This is a genomic window from Burkholderia sp. EMB26, assembly GCF_024730645.1.
Classification (GTDB): Bacteria; Pseudomonadota; Gammaproteobacteria; order Burkholderiales; family Burkholderiaceae; genus Burkholderia; species Burkholderia cenocepacia.
The window spans coordinates 32,832-56,140 of the sequence record NZ_CP078072.1; the positions used below are offsets into that span (position 1 = coordinate 32,832).

Here is a 23,309-nt window from a genome sequence, read left to right on the forward strand (position 1 = left end):
CCCATTCAAAGGAGCTCATCATGACGAAATCGATCGACGCACTGCTGCGCGAGGACCGTGCCCACTTCATGCACCCGTCGACGCACGCATACGACCACGAGACCGGCGCGCTGCCGGGCAAGATCGTGCGCGGCGGCGAAGGCATCCGCATCGAGGATCACCAGGGCAAGCGCTACATCGACGCGTTCGCCGGCCTCTATTGCGTGAACATCGGCTATGGCCGCACCGAAGTGGCCGACGCGATGTACGAACAGGCGAAGCAGCTCGCGTACTACCACACGTACGTCGGCCACGCGTCGGACGCGATCATCGAGTTGTCGTCGCGGATCATCGACTGGTCGCCGGCGGGGATGAAGAAGGTCTATTACGGGATGTCGGGTTCCGACGCGAACGAGACGCAGGTCAAGATCGTCTGGTACTACAACAACGTGCTCGGCCGCCCGAACAAGAAGAAGATCATCTCGCGCGAGCGCGGCTATCACGGCTCGGGCATCGTGACGGGCAGCCTCACGGGCCTGCCGAGCTTTCACCAGCATTTCGACCTGCCGATCGACCGCGTGAAGCATACGGTGTGTCCGCACTGGTATCGCAAGGCGCCGGCCGGCATGAGCGAGGCGCAGTTCGTCGCGTACTGCGTCGACGAGCTCGAGAAGCTGATCGCCCGCGAGGGCGCCGATACGGTCGCCGCGTTCATCGCGGAGCCGGTGATGGGCACGGGCGGCATCATCGAACCGCCGGCCGGCTACTGGCCCGCGATCCAGGCCGTGCTGCGCAAGCACGACATCCTGCTGATCTCCGATGAAGTCGTGTGCGGGTTCGGGCGGCTCGGCTCGAAGATGGGCGCGCAGCACTTCGGGATCGAGCCCGACCTGATTACGGTCGCGAAAGGGCTGACGAGCGCGTATGCGCCGCTGTCGGGCGTGATCGTCGGCGAGAAGGTGTGGGACGTGATCGCGCGCGGCTCGCAGGAACACGGGCCGATGGGGCACGGCTGGACGTATTCCGGTCATCCGGTATGCGCGGCCGCCGCGCTCGCGAACCTCGCGATCCTCGAGCGCGAGAACCTGGTCGGCAACGCGGCCGACGTCGGCGGCTACTTCGGCGCGAAGCTGCGCGACGCATTCGGCGCGCATCCGCTCGTCGGCGAGGTGCGCAGCGTCGGCATGCTGGCCGCGCTCGAATTCATGGCCGACAAGGACGCGCGCACGCCGTTCGATCCCGCGCTGAAGATCGGTGCGCAGGTGTCGGCGGCCGCGTTGCAGCGCGGCGTGATCGCGCGGGCGATGCCGCACGGCGACATTCTCGGCTTTGCGCCGCCGCTCGTGATGACGCGTGCGGAGGCTGACGAGATCGTCGCGATCGTCAAGGATGCGGTGGACGAGGTCGCCGAACGGAACCTGTCGGCCGTTGCGTGAGGTTCAAGCGGTGCTGATGCGCGCCTCGGCGCGCGAGATGACGCCGCCGCATGCAGATGCGGCGGCGTTTTTTCTTGCCGGTACGGATACGGTTCGAGCAAACCGTCAGTGCATCGCCTGCGGTGCGCGTCGGCTACCGATCGTCACTCAGTAATCCCACACGACCGGCACGAAACGGAAGCCGTCGCCGTTTCGCGCAACATGGCCGATGGACGGGAACGCGACGTGGGCGGCGGCCAGCAGTGCGCCGGTGTCGGCCGCTTCGTTGAACAGCGCGAGACGCACGTCGACCGCCGCGTCCGGATCGTGTTCGAAGCCGTTTTGCCAGTCGGGGTGGTCGAAGTTCACTTCGAAAATCGCGTCGCCCGCGAACGTCAGCTTTTCCCCGTTCGATGCGACGTCGACCACGCAGTGCCCCGGCGTATGTCCGCCCGTCACCCGCGCCGACACGCCCGCGGCGACTTCCACGGTGCGATCGAACTGCACGATGTTTTCGCCGTAGAGTGCCATGAACCGCGCTGCCGCCTTGCGCAGCGCGGGCGGCACGGTTTCCGGCATCACCGTCTTGCTGAAGTCCGGATTCTCCCAGAACGCCACTTCCGCGGCCGATACGTGAATGCGGACGTTGGGGTTCAGCTTCGCCTTGACGCCATCGACGTTCAGCCCGCCGACGTGATCCATGTGCATGTGCGTGATCACGATATCGGTGATCGCGGCCAGGTCGATGCCGGCCGATTCAAGGCGCATCACCGAGCGCCCGGCGCGCGTGAAGTATTCGAAACCGTCGCCCACACCCGAGTCGATCAGGATCAGGCGATCGGCGCTGCGCACGAGCGCGATGTTGAGCGCCCAGTCGAACATGTCGCGTTGCAGGAAACGGCCGTCGAACCACGCATTGCGGTCCGTTTCGCTCACGTTGGTGGACATGGTGGAAGTCGGCAGCGGCAACACGCCGTCGCTGATCAGTACGACGTCGACTGCGCCGATGCGCACGGCGTAGCGGGACGAAACGAGCTCGCCCGAACCTTCGTGGCCCAGGCGGGCGACAACCGGCTGGACGTTGCGGATGGGTGCGTTCATGTTCAGTAATCCTGTTCGTCGAGTGAGGGAGTCCGCACTGCGCGGTGCAGAGCGGTTCGCGAGCGCGATCGCGAAGGTCGCGCATGTCGGTGCGCCCGGATTCCGATCGAGCGTGTCAGCGATTGTAGTGACGGCCCGCACCCGCCGACAGCGCCGCACGGGGGCACATCGTGTTGTCCGGACGACAACAATCCGGCGGCGGTTTCGGTCGCCCGAAATGCACATCGCCCGCCGTCCGTGGCCGGACGGCGGGCGATGCGATGGATACCGTTTATGGGAAGCCGGGCGCCGCCGGCGCGCGGGTCAGCCCGGCTGACCGGGAAGCGTGTCCCCGCGCAGCGAACACCCGCGCGTCTCGATCACCGCCAGCAGCGCGATCAACCCGACCGCGCACGCAGCCATCATGTAGTACGCGGGAATCAGCGCGTTGCCGGTCTTGCCGATCAGCCAGTCGTTGACGATCGGCGCGGTGCCGCCGAACAGCGACGTCGACACGTTGTACGCGATCGCCATGCCCGCATAGCGGACGTGGGTCGGGAACATCGCCGGGAACATCGCGGAAATGGTGGCGAGCTGCGGCACGTACAGCACGCCGAGCACCGCGAAGCCGATGAACGCGCCGAGCGGACCGTGCGTCATCAGCGTGAACATCGGCACGGCCGCGACGAACAGCCCGACGAGCGAGATCCACCACATCGTCTTGCGGCCGACGCGATCGGACAGCCAGCCGGCGAACGGCAGCAGCACCATCATCGCGAGCATGCCGATCAGCGGAATCAGCAGCGACATGTTCTCGCTGACGCCGAGTTCCTTGTGCATGTAGGTCGGCATGTATGCAAGCAGCACGTAGTTGACGACGTTCAGCGCGACGACGAGCCCGCCGAGCAGCACCAGCGGCTTCGCATAGCGCACCAGCAGCAGCCGGATCGGCAGCGCGGCCGTCGCACTTTGCTCGCGGCGGTGTGCCTGTTCCTCGAGTTCGCGGAACACCGGCGTTTCCTCCAGGCGCGAGCGCAGGTAGAAGCCGATCAGGCCGAGCGGCGCGGCGACCAGGAACGGCAGGCGCCAGCCCCACGCATGCATCGCCGAATCGCCGAGCAGCAGTGCGAAGCCGAGCATCAGGAACGCACCGAGCGAGAAGCCGGCGAGCGTCGCGAATTCGAGGAAGCTGCCGCACAGGCCGCGCCGCGAATCGGGCGCGTATTCGGCGATGAAGGTTGCCGCACCGCCGTATTCGCCGCCGGTCGAGAAGCCCTGCACCATGCGCAGCACGATCAGCGCGGCCGGTGCGAGCCAGCCGGCCGTCGCATAGCTCGGCAGCACGCCGACGAGCAACGTCGCGCCCGACATCGTCAGCACCGTCAGCGCGAGCACGCGCTTGCGGCCGAGCCGGTCGCCGAGCGGGCCCCAGAACAGGCCGCCGAGCGGGCGGATCAGGAACGAGATCGCGAACGTGCCGAGCGCGAACAGCGTCGCGCTCGCGGTGTTGCCGGGAAACAGCGCGGCGGAAATGTACGCGAGGCCGTACGCGTAAATACCGTAATCGAACCATTCGGTCGCATTGCCGAGGGCGGCGGCCGCGATCGCGACCCGCGGCAGACTGTGCGGCTCCTCGCCGCGTTGGGTGGTCGCATCGTCGGGAATCGACGACGCGGCGGAAACGGAAGTCCACGATGGCACGTATCGCATGAGGGATCCTCGCTATCAGCATGCGCCCGGGCGGGCGCCGACGAGGATCAAAGTAATCCCGCCAATTCGCGATGCCCGATGTCATAGGACGATGTGGGGATCGGGGTTTTCCCGTGGCGGGGCGGCCCGTGTGGCGGCGGGCCGGATGCTCAGGACCGCGTATCGGCCGACGGCAGCAGCGCGGCGAAACGGTCGGCGAGCGTCGGGCGCGACCGTGCGGGCCAGATCGCGCTGAGTTCGAAATTCGGCAGCGCGGCGCCGTCGCGGATCGGGCTGTATGCGACCCCGTCGAACGCGAACGCGTGGATCGACGTCGGCAGCAGCGATACGCCGCAGCCGGCGGCCACGCATGCGACGACCGTCAGCGTGCGGTTCACGTCGAGCACGATGTCGACCGGATGCCCGGCCTGGCGGAACGCGCTGAGGATACCGGCGCGGATCAGCGGCAGTTGATCGTGCGGAAACCACACGAGGCCGGCCGCGGCCAGATCGGCCAGCGTCACCGTGCCGTCGGGCTGGCGCGGGAACGCCTTCGGCAGCACCGCGACGAGTGGATCGCGCCGGATCAGTTGCTCGCGCATCCGGCCGTTCACCGCGACCGGCGTATGCAGCAGCCCGATGTCGATTTCGCCGCGCTCGAGCGCGATCGCCTGCTCGGCATTGCTCATCTCGCGCATCACCAGCTCGACGTCGGGCGCGCTTTCGCGCAGCGCACGGATCGCGCGCGGCAGCGTGTCGAACAGCGCCGCGGTGACGAAGCCGATGGTCAGGCGCCCGGCGCGCTGCGCGCCGATTTCGCCCGCCCGGTGCGCGGCCGCGTCGAGCCGCGCGACGCTCAGGCGCAGATCGTCGACCATCGCGAGCCCGGCCGGCGTGAGCGTCGCGCCGCGCCGCGACCGGTCGAACAGCCGGACCCCCAGCTCCTTTTCCATCCGGTTCAGCGCCTGGCTGAGCGCCGGCTGCGCAATGCCCAGCTCGCTGGCGGCGCGCGTAAAGCTGCCGGAATCCGCGATCGCGAGGAAGTAGCGGACGTGCCTGATTTCCATAAGCGTGTGTTATGAATAATTATTCGAAACATAGTAGCGAATTATCCAAATGATTCATAGGATGCACATCGGGCGTCGTCGAACCCGGCCGCGCCTCCGATAGCGGCGCGCTCAGGCGACGCACGGCGACGACACGAGGAGACCTCCGTTGACCTGGATGCGCGAACTCTCGACGACCGAACGGCGCACGTTGCGCGGCTGCTTTGCCGGCTGGGCGCTCGACGGGCTCGACACGCAGATGTTCAGCCTCGTGATCCCGGCGCTGCTCGCGACCTGGAGCATCGGCAAGGGGCAGGCCGGCCTAATTGGCGGCGCGACGCTCGTGTCGGGCGCGCTCGGCGGCCTGCTGGCCGGCGCGATCGCGGATCGCTACGGGCGCGTGCGGGCGCTGCAGATCACCGTGTGCTGGTTCTCCGCCTTCACGTTCCTCAGCGCGTTCGCGCAGAACTTCGAGCAGTTGCTGGTGCTGAAGGCGTTGCAAGGGCTCGGCTTCGGCGGCGAATGGACCGCGGGCGCGGTGCTGCTCGCGGAGACGGTCGGCGCGCGCCATCGCGGCAAGGCGATGGGCGTCGTGCAGAGCGCGTGGGGATTCGGCTGGGGCGCGGCGGTGCTGCTGTACATGATCGTGTTCGCGTGGCTGCCGTCCGAGTGGGCGTGGCGCGTGCTGTTCGCGATCGGCGCGCTGCCTGCGCTGCTGGTGCTGTATATCCGCCGCGCGATTTCCGAGCCGCCGCGCGCGACGCCTGCGCCCGCGCACGGGGACGATGCGCCGACGGTGGGCATCTTCGACCGGTCGGTGCTGCGCACGACGGTGGTCGGCGGCCTGATCGGCGTCGGCGCGCACGGCGGCTATCACGCGATCACGATCTGGCTGCCGACCTACCTGAAGACCGAGCGGCACCTGTCGGTGCTCGGCACCGGCGCGTATCTCGCGGTCGTGATCGTCGCGTTCATCTGCGGCTGTTTCCTGAGCGCGTATTTGCAGGACCGGATCGGCCGGCGTCGCAACGTGATGCTGTTCGCCGCGTGTTGCGCGGTGATGGTGAACCTGTACGTGTTCCTGCCGCTGAACGACGTCGCGATGCTGCTGCTCGGGTTCCCGCTCGGGTTGTGCTCGGCCGGCATCCCGGCGACGCTCGGCACGCTGTTCAACGAGCTGTATCCGCAAAACGTGCGCGGCCGCGGCGTCGGGTTCTGCTACAACTTCGGCCGCATCGTGTCGGCGGGCTTTCCGGTGCTGGTCGGGCGGATGGGCGAATCGCTGCCGCTCGGCACGGCGCTCGGCATCGACGCGGGCATCGCGTACGGGCTCGTCGTGATCGCGGTGTGGTTCCTGCCGGAAACGCGCGGGCGCCGTCTGCCCGACGCGGCTGCCGGGCCGGGCGCCGACGACGACGCGCGCGCCGGCGCATCGCTGTAGTTTTCGTCCTTCGTTCATTCCGTCGCCCTGTCGCTCGCTGCCGGGCCGGGCACCTCTTGCAGGCAAGTCGTCATGGATCGAGCAGTCAATCCGCCGGTCGAACCGGTTTCAGCGGCGCCGGATACGGCCGCGTGGTACGCGTCATCGACGGCCGTCGCGGCGGTCGACGCCCATGCGCACGTGTTTGCGCGCGGTCTGCCGCTCGCGCCGGTCGTGCGCCATGCGCCCGACTACGATGCGTCGCTCGACGCGTACGTCGCGCATCTCGCCGCACACGGCATCACGCACGCGGTGCTGGTGCAGCCGAGCTTTCTCGGCACCGACAATACGTTCTTCGTCGACGTGCTGCGGCGCTACCCGAGCCGCTTTCGCGGCGTCGCGGTCGTCGATCCGGTGATCGACGACGACGCGCTCGCCGCGCTCGACCGCGCGGGCGTCGTGGGCATGCGGCTCAATCTGGTCGGCCTGCCGATTCCGGATTTCGGCACGCGGGTGTGGCGCGCGCTGTTCGCACGCATCAACGCGCTCGGCTGGCATGTCGAGATTCATCGCGACGCGGCCGACCTGCATGCGATCGCCGCGAGCCTGCTTGCGCAATCGTGCACGCTCGTGATCGACCATTTCGGCCGCCCGTCGCCGGCGCTCGGCGAACGCGATCCGGGCTTCCGTCATCTGCTGTCGCTTGCCGATACCGGGCGCGTGTGGGTCAAGCTGTCGGCCGCGTACCGGAACAGCCTGACCGGCGACGGCACCGACACCGCGCTCGGCGCGGCGCAGGCGCTGCGCGGCGCGTTCACGCCGGAGCGGCTCGTGTGGGGCAGCGACTGGCCGCATACGCAGCATCGCGAACGTGTCGATTTCGGCGCGACCTGCGCGGCGCTCGAACGCTGGCTGCCCGATGCCGGCGAACGCGCGCGCGTGTTGCGCGACTCGCCGCGCACCCTGTTTCGTTTCGACCAATGAGGCCTCGCATGACCGATTCCACCGCCCTTCGTCGCGCCGCTTTCCGGCGCAGCATCGCCGCCCGCCAGGGGCTGCTCGTCGCCGGCACGTTCAATGCGCTCAGCGCGCGGATCGCCGCCGATCTGGGCTTCGGCGCGCTGTACCTGAGCGGCGCCGGCGTCACCAACATGTCGCTCGGCTTGCCGGATCTCGGCTTCGTCGGGCTCGGCGAACTGGCCGAGCACACCGCGCGCGTGCGCGACGCCGTCGATTTGCCGCTGATGGTCGATGCCGATACCGGTTTCGGCAACGCGCTGAACGTGCTGCATACGGTGCGCACGCTCGAGCGCAGCGGCGCCGATGCGATCCAGCTCGAGGATCAGGTGCTGCCGAAGAAATGCGGCCACTTCGCGGGCAAGGAAGTGATTCCGGCCGCGGAAATGGTCGGCAAGCTGAAGGCGGCCGTCGACGCGCGCGTCGATCCGAACCTGCTGGTCGTCGCGCGCACCGATGCGGCCGCCGTGCACGGCATCGACGACGCGATCGAGCGCGCGCACCGCTATGCGCAAGCGGGCGCCGACGTGCTGTTCATCGAGGCGATGGACACGCCGGAGGACGTCGAACGGCTGCCCGCGCTGTTCGATACGCCGCAACTGATCAACATCGTGATCGGCGGCAAGACGCCGACCCGCTCGCGCGACGAACTGGCGCGCCTCGGTTACGGCGTCGTGCTGTACGCGAATGCGGCGTTGCAGGGCGCGGTGCACGGGATGCAGGCCGCGCTGACCGAATTGCGCGACACGGGCCGGCTCGACGAAAACCCCGCGCTCGTCGCGCCGTTCGCGGAACGGCAGCGGCTCGTCGACAAGGCGCGCTTCGACGCGCTCGACGCACGCTACGCGGCCGGGCAGCCGTAAGGCCGGCATGCGGCACGGGCGGCCGCCTGCCGGCCGCCCGAAACAGAACGAACAGGAGACAACCGTGACAACTTCCCCAACCGGGGCGGGCGACGCGCCGCCGCGCATCGGCTCGATCGTCGGCGGGCTCGCCGGCAACCTGATCGAGTGGTACGACTTCCTCGCATACAGCATCTTCTCGATCTATTTCGCGCCGTCGTTCTTTCCCGCCGACCGGCCGACCGTGCAACTGATGAATACCGCGGCGATCGCGGCGGTCGGCTACGTCGCGCGGCCGGCGGGAAGCTGGCTCGTCGGCCTGTACGCGGACCGGCACGGGCGCAAGGCCGCGCTGACGAAATCGGTGCTCGCGATGTGCGCGGGCTCGATGCTGATCGCCGTCACGCCCGGCTACGCGACGATCGGCATGCTCGCGCCGGCGCTGCTCGTCGCCGCGCGGCTCTTGCAGGGCCTCAGCATGGGCGGCGAGTACGGCACCAGCGCGACCTACCTGAGCGAGATCGCACCGCCGAACCGGCGCGGCTTCTACGTCGGCTTCCTGCAGGTGAGCGTGGTCGCGGGCCAGCTCGTCGCGCTCGGCCTGATGCTGGCGATGCAGCGGATCTTCGCCGGCACGCACGACATCGAGCGCTGGGCGTGGCGGATTCCGTTCTTCGTCGGCGGCGTGCTGGCGCTGTTCGCGCTGTACATGCGCCGCAACGTCGTCGAGAGCGATGCATTCGTCGCAAGCCGGGCGCGCGCGGCGAAGACGCGCGTGACGGCCGATCTCGCGGCGCACTGGCGCGAACTGCTGCTCGCGATCGGCATCACGATCGGCGGCACCGTCGCGTTCTATACGTACACCGTCTATATGCAGAAGTACCTGGTCAACTCGGTCGGCCTGCACAAGGAAACGGCGACCTGGATCTGCACGCTCGCGCTGTTGCTGTACATGCCGCTGCAGCCGCTGTTCGGCCTCGTATCGGATCGCGTCGGGCGCCGGCCGGTGCTGCTGTGGTTCGGGCTCGGCGGCACGCTGCTGTCGGTGCCGATCTTCACGACGCTCGGGCATGTGCACGAGCCGCTAGCCGCGTTCGCACTGGTGTTCGCGGGGCTCGTCGTGCTGAGCGGCTTCACGTCGGTGCACATGCTGGTCAAGGCCGAGCTGTTCCCGCCGCAGATCCGCGCACTGGCGGTCGGGCTGCCTTATGCGCTGACGACGGCGATCCTCGGCGGCACGACGGAGTTCGTCGCGCTGCGGCTGAAGGCGGGCGGCAACGAGACGATGTTCTTCTGGTACGTGGCGGCGTGCGCGGCGATTTCGCTGATCGTGTACTGGCGGATGCCGGAAACCCGTCCGGCACCGCGCGCGCCGGCGGCGCGGCCGGCGGTGGGCGCCGCCGCACCGCGTTGAATTGGTGCGAAGCCGCATGCGAAACGCTTATGGATAAATAACACCGGCGTAATGCTTCGCCGCGGCGATTGCTTCTAGTATCTGCAGAACGCCGGCGGGCTGCCTGGCCGCCGGCGGCGAGCAGACGAGACACACGACCTACATTAGTACATCTAAAAGAATGGAGTCGAGTCAATGATCCAACTATCCGAGGGCCAACGGATATCCACGCACGACGGCGCGCTGCCACGGCCGCCGATCCCGGTGCATCCCGTGTTCAAGGCGTACAACCGGTCGAAGCTGGACGACCTCCCGCAGCTCGCGAGGTTGCCGCCGCGAATGCGCGAGCAGATCGGGCTGGTCGCGCGCGTGCTGCCGTTCAAGGTCAACCGTTATGTCGTCGAGCAACTGATCGACTGGACCAACGTCCCGGACGATCCGCTGTTCCGGCTGACGTTTCCGCAGCCCGACATGCTCGCGCCCGACGATCTCGGCGAGCTGGCCATGCTGTCGCGCGACGCGGCGCGCGGTGCCGACCTGGACGCGCTGATCGGGCGCCTGCGCGCCCGGATGAACCCGCATCCGGCGGACCAGCGGCTCAACGAGCCGGAGCTCGACGGCGAGCCGTGCCCGGGCATCCAGCACAAGTACGCGCAGACGGTGCTGTACTTCCCGAGCCACGGGCAAACCTGCCATGCGTACTGCACGTTCTGCTTTCGCTGGCCGCAGTTCGTCGGCGACGCGTCGCTGAAATTCGCGTCGAGCGAAGCCGCGCGGCTGCACGCGTACCTGCGCGCGCACGGCGAAGTGACCGACCTGCTGATGACGGGCGGCGATCCGATGGTGATGAGCGCGACGCGCCTGCGCGAGTACCTGATGCCGCTGCTGGCGCCCGGGCTCGAGCACGTCGGCAACATCCGGATCGGCACGAAGGCGCTGACCTACTGGCCGTACCGTTTCGTCAGCGATCCGGATACGCCCGAGCTGCTCGCGCTGCTGCGCACGCTGATCGATGCGGGGCGCAACGTGACGGTCATGGCGCACCTGAACCACTGGCGCGAACTGTCGACGGAGGTCGCCGAGCAGGCCGTGACGAACCTGCGCCGCATCGGCGTCGTGATCCGTTCGCAGGGGCCGGTGCTGCGCCACATCAACGACGATGCGGAAGTCTGGCGGCGCAACTGGGTCGGGCAGGTGCGACTCGGCATCGTGCCGTACTACATGTTCGTCGAGCGCGATACCGGGCCGCGCGGCTATTTCGAGCTGCCGCTCGCGCGGGCGCTCGATATCTACAACACCGCGATCGCGTCGGTGTCGGGGCTCGCGCGCAGCGCGCGCGGCCCGTCGATGAGCGCAGGCCCCGGCAAGGTCGAGGTCGCGGGCACGCTCGAGCTGCAGGGACAGCGCTACTTCCTGTTGAATTTCCTGCAGGCGCGCGATCCGCGCTGGCTGCGCCGGCCGTTTCTCGCGAAGTATTCGGCGACGGCCTGCTGGCTCGACCAGCTCGAACCGCCGGATGGCGAGCCCGCGTTCTTCTTCGACGCGCCGTACCGTGCATTCGTCGACGCGCGTCAACGCCAGCTGGAGCACGCATGAGGACGCCCGGCACACGAACCGCCGACGTCGCGATCGTCGGCGGCGGCTACACGGGGCTGTCCGCCGCGATCCACCTGGCGGAGCAGGGCGCGACGGTCGACGTTTGCGACGCTGATCCGCCGGGCGACGTGCCGAGCGCATTCAACTTCGGCTCGGTCGCGAGCGTCGCGCCGGCACTGCCGCGCGGCCCGGTTTCGGCCGCGCACGCGCAGGCCGCCGAACGCACGGCGGCGCAGGCCATCGCCTACCTGAAGCGCTTCGTCGACAGCCGCAACCTCGCCTGCGGCTGGGCGCATCCCGGCCACATCACGCTCGCGTGCGACGACGCGTCGGCGGCGCAACTGGCGCACCGGTTCGCGTGCCATGCGGCGCAGCAGGAGGCGTGCGTCGCGTGGCTCGACGCGCGGGCGGTCACGCAGGAAACCGGCGCGGCGCACGCGATCGCCGGGCTGCTGAACCTGCGCTTCGCGCTGATCCGGCCGCGCGCGCTCCGCGATGCGATGCGGGTGCGGGCCTCGACGCTCGGCGTGCGGATCCGGCGCGGCGCGCGCGTGCATGCCGTGCGGCCCGCGCCCGGTGCGGCCGTGCTCGATCTCGGTGACGCGACGGTCGACGCCGGCGCCGTGCTGGTATGCGCGGAGGACGCATGGTCGCTGCTGCCGGCCGACCTGCGCCCGCCGCTCGAACGCTACGGCACGCACCTGCTGGCGACCCGCATCCTCGACGACGCGACGCAGCGCCGCATTTCGCGGCAGCCGCGCGTGTACGGCACGCTGTCCGCCGACAAGGACTATTTCCGGCTCGACGAGCGCGGGCGGCTGCTGTTCGGCAGCCGGCTCGGCCTGTCGGCCGATGTGCCGCCCGCGGGCGTCAAGGCCGCGTTGCGCGCGCGGCTGGCCGCGTATTTCCCGGCGCTCGAACACGCGCACGTCGAGCACGTATGGTCCGCGCCGCTCGGCTTCACCGCGTCCGGCGTGCCGCACGTCGGCATGGCCGGGCGGCTGGGCTGGTGCGGCGGCTATTGCGGCAGCGGGATCGCCACGGCCGTTCACGGCGGCGCGGCGCTGGCCGCGCGCGTGCTCGGCCACGCCGACGACGTTGCCTTTCACGATTCGATCACCGGTGCCGGGGAGGCGCGATGAACCCTTTCGAAATCCAGACGCTCGACGGCGCGAAGCCGCGGGCATTCGCCGGCGAAGAAGTCGACGTGCTCGGCATCGGCGTCGGTCCGTTCAACCTGAGCCTGGCGGCGCTGCTGGCGCCGCTGAACGGCCTGCGTTCGCTGTTCGTCGAGCGCCGGCCCGAGTTCCGCTGGCATCCCGGGTTGATGCTCGCGGATTCGTCGCTGACGACCAGCTTCCTGAAGGATCTCGTGACGCTGGCCGATCCGTGCAGCCGCTACTCGTTCATTGCGTTCCTGCAACGCACCGAACGACTGTATTCGTTCGCGAACGCGCGCTTTCCGACCGTGCGCCGCCGCGAGTTCGAGCAGTACATGCGGTGGGTGTGCGCGTCGCTCGACAACCTGCGGTTCGACTGCGAAGTCGAAAGCGTCGTGCGCGACGGGCGCGCGCTGCGCGTCACGACCTCGCACGGCGTCGTGCGCACCGCGAACCTCGTGGTCGGCGTCGGCCTGCGCCCGACCGTGCCTGCCTGCGCGCGGCCGCACCTGGGCGCCGACGTGCTGCATTCGTCGCAGTTCTGCACCGTGCGGCCGGCGCTCGCCGGCCGGCGCGTCGCGATCGTCGGCGGCGGCCAGAGCGGCGCCGAGCTCGCGCTGCATCTGCTCGGCCTGACGGGCGACGCCGCGCCCGCGCACATCGCCTGGCTGACGCGGCGCGAGAACTTCCTGCCGATGGACGACTCGCCGTTCGTCAACGAATGGTTCGTGCCGCAATACAACGAACATTTCTCGCGGCTGTCGCCGCAGCGCAAGCGCGACGCGCTGGAGACGCAGCGCCTCGCGAGCGACGGCGTCACGTTGCCGCTGCTGACGGCAATCTACCAGCGGCTCTACGAGATCACGCACATCGAGGGGCGTCCCGGCCATTGCGCGCTGATGCCGGGCCGCAGCATGGCGAACCTGCACCGGGCGGACGGCGGTTTCGTGCTGAGCGTCGACGACGGCACCGGCGTGCATGCGCCGCTGCATGCGGACGTCGTGCTGCTCGCGACGGGCAGCGAATTCCAGATGCCCGGCGCGCTCGAATCGCTGCGCTTCGAGATGCACACGCGCGACGGCGCACCGGAACTCGACGACGACTACGCGGTGCGCTGGAACCGGCCGAGCGCCGCGCGAATTTTCTTCCAGAACGCCGCGCGCACGACGCGCGGCATCGCCGACCCGAACCTGAGCCTTGCCGCGTGGCGCAGCGGCCGGATCGCCAACGCGATCGCGGGCGCGTCCATCTACGAAGTCGGCACGCCGCCGGGATTCGTCGACTGGCCGCACGGCGAAGCGCCGCAGGCCGCCACCCAACAACTCGTGAACTGACAGGAGCACACCGCCATGACCCATGCACCGGCCATGCTGTATCTCGACACACGCGCGCTTCCGGGCGAGCGGATCGCCGAAATCGACGCGGCGCGCAGTCTCGGGCTCGACCTCTACGTGGCGACGCCGACGCCCGACGCATTCCGCTCGTTCGGCTGCGCGGGCATCATTCCGACGCGCCTCGGCGATTACGACGCGGCCGAACGGACGATTCTCGACTACCTGCGCGAACATCGCGTCGAGTTGTCCGGCGTCGTCGCGTGGAAGGATCTCGAAGTCGTGCTCGCGAGCCGGCTGTCGCATCGGCTCGGCTTGCGCGGCACGGCGCCGGATGCCGCGCTCAACGTGCGCGACAAGGCCGCGACCCGCCGCGTGCTCGACGCGGTGCCGAATGCGAACCCGCGCTATGCGGTGGTCAGCAGCGAAGCCGAATTCACCGCCGCGCTGAAGCGGATCGGCGCGCCCGCGCTGCTCAAGCCGGCCGGCAACTCGGGCAGCCGCGGCATCTTTCCGGTCGATGCGCTCGCCGATCCCGTCGAGGTCTATCGTGCGTTTCGTGCGTACAACTCGCCGGAGAAGGGCGAGATGTTCAGCCTGTACGGCGATCACGCGCTGCTCGAGGAACAGCTGACGGGCAGCGAGCATTCGGTGTCCGGCGTCGTCGCGCAAGGCCGCGTCGCGATCAACGCGATCATCGACAAGACCTTCGACCGGTCGATCCCGATCCAGTACGAGAACGTGACGCCGTCGCTGCTGCCGGCCGACACGCAGGCGGCGATCCGCGACATGGTGCGTGCGGGTGTCGCGGCGACCGGCATCGACTGGTGCGGCTTCCACGCCGACGTGATGGTGACGCGCGACGGCCCGAAGATTCTCGAGATCGGCGGGCGGCTCGGCGGCGAGTTCATCAACTCGCACCTGATCCCGTACAGCGTCGCGGGCTTCTCGCCGTACCGCACCGTGCTCGATCTCGCGCGCGGCGCGATCGACGGCCCGCTCGACGACCGGCTCGGCACCGCGTCGACGCGCGCGGGCCAGCGCATCGTGATGCCGCCGGGGCTCGGGCGCATCGCCCGCGTCGAGGGCTTCGAGCGGCTGTGGCGGCGGCCGGAACTGCGCTTTCTGCAGGTCGTCGCCGGCAAGGGCGCGCAGATGGCGTTGCCGAAGGACGTGTTCAAGGCGTACGAGATCGCGTACCTGATCGCGCAGTGCGAGCTCGATCGCGACATCGTGGCGCTGCTGCGCGAGCTCGCGGCCGACGTGACCGTCACGCTGGACTGACCCGGAGGCCATCATGCCGATCGACACGATCCGCGACCCGCGCCACTACCTGCTCGTCCCCGCGATGCCGGCGCCGAACGGGCGCCTGCACCTCGGTCATATCGCGGGCCCGTACCTGCGGCTCGACATGCTTGCGCGCCATCTGCGCAGCCGCGGCGAGGTCGCACGCATCGCATGCGCGAGCGACCCGTACGATTCCTACATCCCGCTGCGCGCCGGGCAGGCCGGCATCGACGCGGCGGCGCTCGCGCGGCAGAGCTGCGCGGGCATCGTCGACGATCTCGCCGCGATGAACATCGACGTCGATCTGTTCGTCGATCCGCTCGGCGATGCGCATCACGACGCGTACCTCGCCGCGCACGACGGGCTCGTCGCACGGCTGGCCGCGCAGCGGCGCGTGTCGACGGTGCGCGAACGCATGCCGTATTCGGCCGCGCGCGACGGTTACGTGACCGGCAGTTTTCTGCTGGGCCATTGCCCGCAGTGCGCGCGCGACGTGTCGGGATTCTTCTGCGAGGACTGCGGCGCGCATTTCCAGCCGGAAGACGTGCGCGAACCGTCGGCACGCTGGGGCGAGACGCTCGCGATGCGCGAGCAGGACAACCTGTTCTTCGACATCGCGGACCCGGCCGCGCTGGTCGCGCAACTGGTGGGCACCGAGACCGCGCCGGTGTTCGTCGATATCGCGCGCCGCCATCTGGCGCGCGACGGCGCGCGTTTCCGCCTGACGAGCCATGCCGGCTGGGGGTTGCCGTATGTGCTGGACGGCGAGCCGCGCACGCTGTTCGGGCACGGGCTGCTGTTCGGCGCGATCCGCTTCGTCGGCGATCTCTACGCGCGCAGGCACGGGCTGCGCGCCAACCCGTTCGATCGCGATTCGGACGTGATCACCGTCAACGGCTTCGGGATCGACAACTGCGTGTCGCATCTGGTCGGCATCCAGGCGATGGCGATGGCCGACGGCGTGTCGAAGCCGTTCGATCGTTTCGTGATCAATCATTTCTACACGCTGGAAGGGCGCAAGTTCTCGACGAGCCTGCGTTGGGCGATCTGGGTCGAGGATCTCGCGGCGCGCACGCGCGTGCCGGCCGATGCGGTGCGCGGCTTCGTCGCGTCGACCAATCCGGTTGCCGGACGCACGGACTTCGATCGCGATGCGTTCTGCCGGTTCGTGAACGGGCCGTACGCGACGGTACGCCGGCATGTGGCCGAGGCAATCGGCGGGCCGCTCGCCGCGCGCGTGCCGACCGACGAGACGGTGCGGGCAGCGGAGGCGGCGTGGCGCGACGCGCAGCGCGCGATGGATTTCGCGACGTTCGACCCGACGGCGATGGCCGGCATCGTCGAGCGCTGGAGCGCGCGCTTCGACGGCGCGCGCGCGGCCGGCGACCTGTACGGCTGGACCAAGGGTTTCGCGCTGCTCGCGTGGCCGTTGATGCCGGCGCTCGCGCAGACCGCGTGGCGGGCGCTCGGCTTGAGCGGCGAGCCGAACGCGGGCGACTTCGCACGGTTGTCGTCGCCGGTCGTCACGCCGCTGGCGAACTTCGACCCGGTTACGCCGGGAGATCTGGCGGCGGTCCTGCCGCCCGGCATGCGGGAGGTCGCATGATGGAAGGCGCACTCGAAGGATTGCTGATCGTCGACCTGACGCGCGTGCTGGCCGGCCCGTTCTGCACGATGCTGCTGGCCGATCACGGTGCGCGCGTGATCAAGGTCGAACGGCCGTCGACCGGCGATGATGCACGCGCGTACGGCCCGTGGTACGGCGGCAAGTCCGCGTATTTCGCGTCGCTCAACCGCGGCAAGGAGAGCATCGCGCTCGACCTGAAGGATCCGTCCGATCGTCGCGTGCTCGACGCGCTGCTCGAGAAGGCCGACGTCGTCACCGAGAATTTCCGGCCCGGTACGATGGCGCGCATCGGCTACGACTGGGACACGCTGCACGCGCGTTTCCCGCGCCTGATCTACGGCAGCGCGTCGGGGTTCGGCCATACCGGGCCATTTCGCGATCACCGTGCATACGACATGATCGTCCAGGGGCTCGGCGGGATCATGAGCGTGACGGGCGAGCCCGGGCGCATGCCCGTGCGGGTCGGGCCGTCGATCGGCGATCTGGCGGCCGGCCTGTTTCTGACGACCGGGCTGCTGATGGCGCTCGTGCGGCGCGGGCGCACCGGGCAGGGCTCGAAGGTCGACATCGGCATGTTCGACTGCCAGCTCGCGCTGATGGAATATTTCATCGGCCGTTACTTCGCGACCGGCGAGGTCACGGGGCCGGTCGGCAGCTATCGGCCGGCGATCGCGCCGCCGTTCGGCGTCTACCGCGCGGCGGACGGCCCGCTCATCATCGCGGCCGGCAACGACAAGCTGTTCCGGCTGCTGTGCGACGCGCTCGGCGTGCCGGCGCTCGCGGCCGATCCGCGCTTCGCGGGCGGCGAGGCGCGCAAGGATCACGAGGCCGAACTCGAACGCACGCTCAACGGGCTGCTGGCGGCGCACGGCGTCGCGGCCTGGTGCGAGCGGTTCGCGCGCGCGGGCCTGCCGGCCGGCCCGATCAACCGGGTCGACCAGGCCGTCGTCCATCCGCAGACGGCCGCGCGCAACATGCTGATCGACGTCGACGATCCCGACGTCGGTCCATACCGGCTGGTCGGGACGCCGATCAAGATCTCGGGCTGCCCCGACCCGGCCACGCGCCGGGCCGCGCCGGCGCTCGATCGCGACCGCGACGCGATTCTCGCGGAACTGGGCCTCGTCGGCGAGGAGGTGCACGATGAACGCGCGTAAGTTTCCGCACGTCGGCGCGCTGCCGCCGGAGTCCCATGTGCCGGGCGTCGTGTTGCGCCAGGCCGATTTCGCCGGGCTCGGCGACGGCGAGATTCCGTTTCGCGGCGGCCTGTTTACGGTCGAGCCGAACTGCACGTCGCGGCTGGACGTTCACGCGGTCCGCGAATGCTGGATGATCGCGCAGGGCAGCGGCCGGCTGACCTACGACGGCGAACCCGTGCGCGTGCGGGCCGGCGACGTGCTGTATTTCGAATCGCACCGCTCGCACCAGGTGCAGAACGACGGCGCGACGCCGCTCGTGATCAGCACCGTCTGGTGGCAGGCCGATGCGGTTTGATCTCGCGATCATCGGCGCAGGCGTGACGGGGGCGACGATCGCGCACGTCGCGGCTCGGCATGCGGGCGCGCTGCGCATCGCCGTGTTCGATGCGCGGCCGGCCGTGCAGACGGCCACGGCGCTGTCGGCCGGCGTGGTCACGCCGTTCTGCGGCAGCGGCGCGCGGCGCGCGCGATCGCTGGTCGCGCACGCGTACTACGGTGCGTGGGCACGGGCCGGATGCTGCGTGCGCGCCGCGCCGTTCACCTTCGTTGCGGACGCACCCGATGCGGGTGGTCCGTTGCTCGCGCCGCCGGTGACCGACGATCCGCCGGACCCCGGCGCCACACCACTCGTTGCGCTGCCGGCCGGCGCGCGCCTGTGGCGCGGCGGCCGCGCGTGGCTGGTCGACGTGCCGCGGCTGGTCGCGCACTACCTGACGGGCGCGCGCACCGTCGAGCGCTTCGATGCGCCGGTCACGCACGTGACGCGCGATGCCGGCGGCTGGACCGTCGTCGCCCCCGGCGTGACGCTGCGCGCCGACCGGCTCATCCGTGCCAGCGGCCCGTGGCCGGCCATCGACGGCGAAGCCGGCGTCGACGCGGGAACCGACATCGTCACGAAGAAGATCGTCGCGTTCGACGTCGACGGTCGCGGCTTGCCGCCGCCGGCGGATGCGCCGGTCGTCTACCTGCCCGACGCGCGGGCCTTTCTCGCCCCGGTGCATGCGCGGCGCGGCTGGCTGCTGAGCATCACGTCGCACGCGTGGGGCTGCGCCGCCGGCGCACGCGTCGCGCCGAGCGCCGACGAGCGCGCGCTCGCGCACGCGTTGCTCGATCGTCATTTCCCCGGCTTGCGCGATGCCCATCTCGCCGCGCGTACGGCGGTCGACGGGTACACGGCCGACCGCAATCCGCGGGTCGCGCCGATCGGTCGCGACGGCTGCGCGGTGGCCGGCGCGTCGGGCTCCGGCGTGCGCTTCGCGCCGGCCCTCGCGTACGAGGCGCTCGCCGCCGTCGGGTTGCCGTTCGAACCCGATGCCGCGACGACCGCACCCGAGCCACCGCTTTGCCACCGGGCAGACAAATCCGCTGCTTCCCTCACCGAATCCGTCCAACCATGCATACCGAACTCGCCTGGGTCGCCGTCGCACCCGCCTTCGCCCTGATCTGCATCGGCATCGCCGTGCGCCGCCTCGCGCTGGTCGATGCGGCGTTCTGGCCGTCCGCCGAAAAGCTCACCCACTACGTGCTGTTTCCCGCCTTCCTCGTGCATTCGATCGGTCTGGCCGGCCCGCTCGACGCGTCGTCGAAGTCGACGATCGTGCTGCTGACGGGGCTCACGCTCGCGGTGCTGGCCGCTGTCGTGCTCGGCTGCCGATGGTGCGCGGTGCCGCACGCATCGTTCACGTCGATCGTCCAGGGCTCGATCCGCTTCAACAGCTACATCTTCCTGTCGGTCGCGTCGGGGCTGCTGAGCCGCGCGGATTACGGGATCGCGGCGGTCGTCGTCGCGTACATGGTCGCGATCTCGAATACGCTCGTGCTGTTGTCGTTCGAACATGGCCAGGCCGGCGGCCGCGGGCTCGTGCGGATCGTCGGCAAGGTGGCGGCGAATCCGCTGATCGTCGCGAGCGCGTTCGGGGTCGTGCTGAACCTGACCGGCTGGCGTCTGCCCGCCGCCGTGGACCAGACCGTCGACGTGCTCGGCGGCGCCGCGCTGCCGTTGAGCCTGATCTGCGTGGGCGCCGCGCTGCGGCTGCCGCTGCCGCGCAAGGAGGCGGCACTGGTGCGCGCGGGGCTCGTGACCACCGCGATCCGGCTGGTCGGCTTTCCGCTGCTCGCGCTGACCGCGACCAAGGCATTCGCCGTGACGCCGTTGTCCGGGAACCTGATCCTGCTCTATTCGGTGCTGCCGTGCGCGAGCAACTCGTACGTGCTGTCCACGCAGTACGGCGGCAACCATCGGCTGATGGCGTTCGTCGTCGCGCTGTCGACGGTGCTGTCGTTCGTCCCGATATTCCTCGTCGCGCGCACGATGTAGGCTGATGCGCCGCCTCGCGGCCGGCGGGGCCGCGCCGTTCACCCTCAATCGAAAAAAACAGGAGACACCCATGATTTCGAGGCGGTCGTTCAACCGCGCACTCGCCGGCATCGCGATGGCCGAGGTGCTGGGCGGATGCGCCGGCGCGACGCCGGATCGGCGGACGGTTACCGGCGTCGACGCGCACGCGCACGTGTTCCTGAAGTCGCTGCCGCTCGTGCCGGGCCATCGCTACACGATCGCGTACGACGCGTCGCTCGACCAGTACCTCGCGATGCTCGACCGGCACGGCATGTCGAATGGCGTGCTGATCCAGCCGAGCTTTCTGGGCACCGACAACCGCTATCTGCTTGCCGCGCTGCGCGCGCAACCCGCGCGTTTGCGCGGCATCGTCGTGATCGATCCCGCGCGCGATGCGGAGCAGGTTGCCGCATGGACGCCGCTCGGCGTGCGCGGCATCCGGCTGAACCTGATCGGCGAACGCGATCCGGATTTCGCGGACGCGGCGTGGCGCACGCTGTTTCCGCTGCTGCGCGCGCATGGCTGGCAAGTCGAGCTGCATGCGGAGGCCGCCCGGTTGCCGGCGCTGATGCCGCCGCTGCTCGACGCGGGCGTCGACGTCTCGCTCGACCATTTCGGCCGGCCCGATCCGCGGCTCGGGATCGACGATCCCGGCTTCCGCTATCTGTTGACGACGGCGGCGAGCAAGCGCGTGTGGGTCAAGGTGTCGGGCGCCTACCGGAACGACCGCGCCGATCGCTGGCAGGCGTCCGGGCTGACGGCGATGCGCGCGCTGCGCGACGCGTTCGGTACGCAGCGGCTCGTGTGGGGCAGCGACTGGCCGCATGTCGGATACGAGAAGGCCGTCGACGATGCGCTCGCGTACCGGTATCTGGCGACGCTGCTGCCGGACGAGGCCGGACGCAGACAGGTACTGGTCGATACGCCGGCGGCGCTGTACCGGTTCGACGGGAACGGGTGAGCGGGTAGGCGGCACGCATGTGCATGGCGAAAGCGCGGCCATCCGCCGTGCGCGACGCGACCATGAACCTGACGACGGCTTCCGCCATGCCGGTCCGGCCGCCGATGGGCCGCGCGGCCCGCGTGCCGTTCTCTCTCGTGTCGGGGCGGAAGAACGCGCGCACGCCAGGCTGACGCGCGCGCCGCCACCGTTCAGCGCACGTGCGGCAGCAACGCCCGCAACCAGTACGACACGGCCACCGCCCCGCCATCCGGCGTGCCGATCGCGCGCTCGCCGAGATAGCTGGCCCGTCCCGCGCGCGGCGTCATGCGCGCCGTATCCTCCGCGCCTCGCTCGGCCGCTTCCACGGCCGCCGTCCAGGCACTCGCGGGATCGCGATCGCCGTCGAGCGCACGGCTGAATGCATCGACGGCCGGCACCAGCGCATCGAGCATCGTCCGGTCGCCTGCCTGCGCGCCGCCGAGTTCGCCGATCGCATCGACCGCCGCGCGGAATGCCGCGGCCCAGTCGCGCGGCGACGGCTCGGCGAGATCGGCCAGCCGGCGCGACGCGCGCAGCAGCGCGGTCGCATAGAACGGCCCGGAGCTGCCGGCGATCGCGCGGCGCAACGCGGCGCCGAGCGCCGCGAGCGCACCGGACGGCGTGCCGTACGCGGTGTCGGGTAGTTGGAGAATCGCGTGCGCGGCGCGCCGCATGCTCGCGCCGAGATCGCCGTCGCCGGCTGCCGCATCGAGATCCGTCAGCATCTGCTCGTGATCGATCAGCGTCTGCGCCACGGCGTGCAGCGCCGGTTGCAGGCGCGCGGCCCATGCGCGGCCGGCCGCATCGAGCGGCGGCGGCGGCGCGTCCTGCGACGCGGCCGCGGCCACGCGAATCCGCGTGTTCACGAGGCCGCCGCCCGGCCACGCGCGCGCCTGCGTCGGCGCGTCGAGCAGCGCCGCGCGTTCGTCGTTCAGCCGCAGCACCGAGATCGAGCAGCCCGGCATGTTCAGCGCGGACAGGAACGTGCCGGCCCACGCGCGCGCGACGACGATGCCGCGCCGGCTCAGGTTGTCGAACGCGGCGCGCAGCACGATCGCGAGTTCCATGTCCGGCGTCGCGCCGAGACCGTTGACGAACAGCGCGACGCGTTCGTCGCGGTCGAGCACGAGATCGGCGACGATGCTCGACAGCAGCGTATCGGCCAGCGCATCGGCCGGCAGCGGCGCGCGGCGCTCGACGCCTTTCTCGCCGTGGATGCCGAGGCCCAGCTCGATCTCGTGATCGGCGAGGCTGAAGCCCGATTTGTCGGCGCCCGGGATCGTGCAGCCGTCGAGCGCGACGCCCATCGTGCCGAGCTCGGCCGCCGCGTCGCGCGCGATGCTCGCGACGCGGGCCAGCGGCAGCCCGCGCGCGGCGGCGGCGCCCGCGAGCTTGTGGATCAGCACGGTGCCGGCGATCCCGCGTCGCTGGCTGCGCTCGACGCGGCCGCGCAGCGACACGTCGTCGGCGACGATGACGGTTTCGACCGGAATGCCTTCCGCACGCGCAAGCTCGGCGGCGAGCCCGAAATTGAGCCGGTCGCCGGTGTAGTTCTTCACGATCAGCAGCGCGCCGTTCGGGCCGGCGCTCGCGCGGATCGCGGCGAGCACGGCGTCGGTCGACGGCGACGTGAACACTTCGCCGCACACGGCCGCGCTCAGCATCCCTTCGCCGACATAGCCGCCGTGCGCGGGTTCGTGGCCGCTGCCGCCGCCGGACAGGACCGCGACCGGCCGCTGCGACGGCTCGGGCAGCGGCTGGCGGACGAGCACGTGCTCGTCGCCGAGGATCGCGAGATGCGGCGATTGTCGCGCGATGCCTTCCAGCATTTCTCGCACGACGTCGGACGGGCGGTTCACAAGCTTTTTCATGGCGAAGGATTCCGGACGGGTGAACGGGGCTCGGCCG

Annotated in this window: 19 protein-coding genes; 15 read left to right on the top strand and 4 right to left on the bottom strand. The window is 70.0% G+C overall.

Features of this window, described 5'->3' with window-relative positions; all coding sequences use genetic code 11:
* Positions 1 to 20 precede the first annotated feature (20 nt).
* Positions 21 to 1,415 (top strand): aspartate aminotransferase family protein, encoded by a 1,395-nt coding sequence (locus KU887_RS30505; RefSeq protein WP_006489628.1) that lies wholly within the window; start codon positions 21 to 23, stop codon positions 1,413 to 1,415.
* Positions 1,416 to 1,562: 147 nt separating this feature from the next.
* On the opposite strand, the gene KU887_RS30510 is transcribed toward KU887_RS30505, so the two are convergent.
* The 3 genes from KU887_RS30510 to KU887_RS30520 all read right to left on the bottom strand — a co-directional run bounded on the left by KU887_RS30510 (position 1,563) and on the right by KU887_RS30520 (position 5,230).
* A complete protein-coding gene (locus KU887_RS30510; protein WP_258258833.1) occupies positions 1,563 to 2,495 on the bottom strand; it encodes an MBL fold metallo-hydrolase in 933 nt (310 codons plus the stop codon).
* Positions 2,496 to 2,798: 303 nt separating this feature from the next.
* Positions 2,799 to 4,184 (bottom strand): MFS transporter, encoded by a 1,386-nt coding sequence (locus tag KU887_RS30515; protein ID WP_006489635.1) that lies wholly within the window; start codon positions 4,182 to 4,184, stop codon positions 2,799 to 2,801.
* Between the two features lie 149 nt (positions 4,185 to 4,333).
* Positions 4,334 to 5,230 (bottom strand): LysR family transcriptional regulator, encoded by an 897-nt coding sequence (locus KU887_RS30520; RefSeq protein WP_058903796.1) that lies wholly within the window; start codon positions 5,228 to 5,230, stop codon positions 4,334 to 4,336.
* Positions 5,231 to 5,387: 157 nt separating this feature from the next.
* On the opposite strand from KU887_RS30520, the gene KU887_RS30525 reads away from it, so the two are divergent.
* The 14 genes from KU887_RS30525 (at position 5,388) to KU887_RS30590 (ending at position 21,380) form a co-directional block, all read left to right on the top strand.
* On the top strand, positions 5,388 to 6,650 hold the full coding sequence (locus KU887_RS30525; RefSeq protein ID WP_369718508.1) for an MFS transporter: 1,263 nt from the start codon (positions 5,388 to 5,390) through the stop codon (positions 6,648 to 6,650).
* Positions 6,651 to 6,722: 72 nt separating this feature from the next.
* Positions 6,723 to 7,613: an amidohydrolase gene (locus KU887_RS30530; protein ID WP_006497867.1), complete on the top strand. Its 891-nt coding sequence runs from the start codon at positions 6,723 to 6,725 to the stop codon at positions 7,611 to 7,613.
* 8 nt (positions 7,614 to 7,621) lie between these two features.
* Positions 7,622 to 8,509: an oxaloacetate decarboxylase gene (locus tag KU887_RS30535; RefSeq protein WP_006489642.1), complete on the top strand. Its 888-nt coding sequence runs from the start codon at positions 7,622 to 7,624 to the stop codon at positions 8,507 to 8,509.
* Positions 8,510 to 8,516: 7 nt separating this feature from the next.
* Entirely contained in the window at positions 8,517 to 9,902 is a 1,386-nt protein-coding gene (locus tag KU887_RS30540) for an MFS transporter (protein WP_006489636.1), read from the top strand.
* A gap of 174 nt (positions 9,903 to 10,076) precedes the next feature.
* The gene (locus KU887_RS30545) at positions 10,077 to 11,477 is read left to right on the top strand and encodes a KamA family radical SAM protein (RefSeq protein ID WP_077190515.1); all 1,401 of its coding nucleotides are present in this window, start codon (positions 10,077 to 10,079) and stop codon (positions 11,475 to 11,477) included.
* Positions 11,474 to 12,619 (top strand): FAD-binding oxidoreductase, encoded by a 1,146-nt coding sequence (locus KU887_RS30550; protein WP_258258684.1) that lies wholly within the window; start codon positions 11,474 to 11,476, stop codon positions 12,617 to 12,619. The genes KU887_RS30545 and KU887_RS30550 overlap by 4 nt, the downstream gene beginning before the upstream one ends.
* Positions 12,616 to 13,971 (top strand): lysine N(6)-hydroxylase/L-ornithine N(5)-oxygenase family protein, encoded by a 1,356-nt coding sequence (locus KU887_RS30555; protein WP_006493536.1) that lies wholly within the window; start codon positions 12,616 to 12,618, stop codon positions 13,969 to 13,971. The genes KU887_RS30550 and KU887_RS30555 overlap by 4 nt, the downstream gene beginning before the upstream one ends.
* A gap of 15 nt (positions 13,972 to 13,986) precedes the next feature.
* Entirely contained in the window at positions 13,987 to 15,252 is a 1,266-nt protein-coding gene (locus KU887_RS30560; RefSeq protein WP_080331722.1) for an ATP-grasp domain-containing protein, read from the top strand.
* Between the two features lie 13 nt (positions 15,253 to 15,265).
* Positions 15,266 to 16,861, top strand: coding sequence for a methionine--tRNA ligase (locus KU887_RS30565; RefSeq protein WP_212157864.1), 1,596 nt, complete (start codon positions 15,266 to 15,268; stop codon positions 16,859 to 16,861).
* On the top strand, positions 16,858 to 18,039 hold the full coding sequence (locus tag KU887_RS30570; RefSeq protein WP_006497874.1) for a CaiB/BaiF CoA-transferase family protein: 1,182 nt from the start codon (positions 16,858 to 16,860) through the stop codon (positions 18,037 to 18,039). The genes KU887_RS30565 and KU887_RS30570 overlap by 4 nt, the downstream gene beginning before the upstream one ends.
* A complete protein-coding gene (locus tag KU887_RS30575) occupies positions 18,026 to 18,376 on the top strand; it encodes a cupin domain-containing protein (RefSeq protein WP_006489684.1) in 351 nt (116 codons plus the stop codon). The genes KU887_RS30570 and KU887_RS30575 overlap by 14 nt, the downstream gene beginning before the upstream one ends.
* Complete coding sequence (locus KU887_RS30580) at positions 18,366 to 19,523, top strand: FAD-binding oxidoreductase (protein WP_034203817.1); 1,158 nt, start codon at positions 18,366 to 18,368, stop codon at positions 19,521 to 19,523. The genes KU887_RS30575 and KU887_RS30580 overlap by 11 nt, the downstream gene beginning before the upstream one ends.
* Positions 19,475 to 20,398, top strand: a complete 924-nt coding sequence (locus KU887_RS30585; protein ID WP_034203818.1) for an AEC family transporter — start codon at positions 19,475 to 19,477, stop codon at positions 20,396 to 20,398. The genes KU887_RS30580 and KU887_RS30585 overlap by 49 nt, the downstream gene beginning before the upstream one ends.
* Positions 20,399 to 20,468: 70 nt before the next feature.
* On the top strand, positions 20,469 to 21,380 hold the full coding sequence (locus KU887_RS30590) for an amidohydrolase (protein WP_006491299.1): 912 nt from the start codon (positions 20,469 to 20,471) through the stop codon (positions 21,378 to 21,380).
* Positions 21,381 to 21,571: 191 nt separating this feature from the next.
* Here the strand turns inward: KU887_RS30590 and dhaL are convergent, their stop codons facing one another.
* Positions 21,572 to 23,272 (bottom strand): dihydroxyacetone kinase subunit DhaL, encoded by a 1,701-nt coding sequence (gene dhaL / locus KU887_RS30595; RefSeq protein WP_258258685.1) that lies wholly within the window; start codon positions 23,270 to 23,272, stop codon positions 21,572 to 21,574.
* Positions 23,273 to 23,309 lie beyond the last annotated feature (37 nt).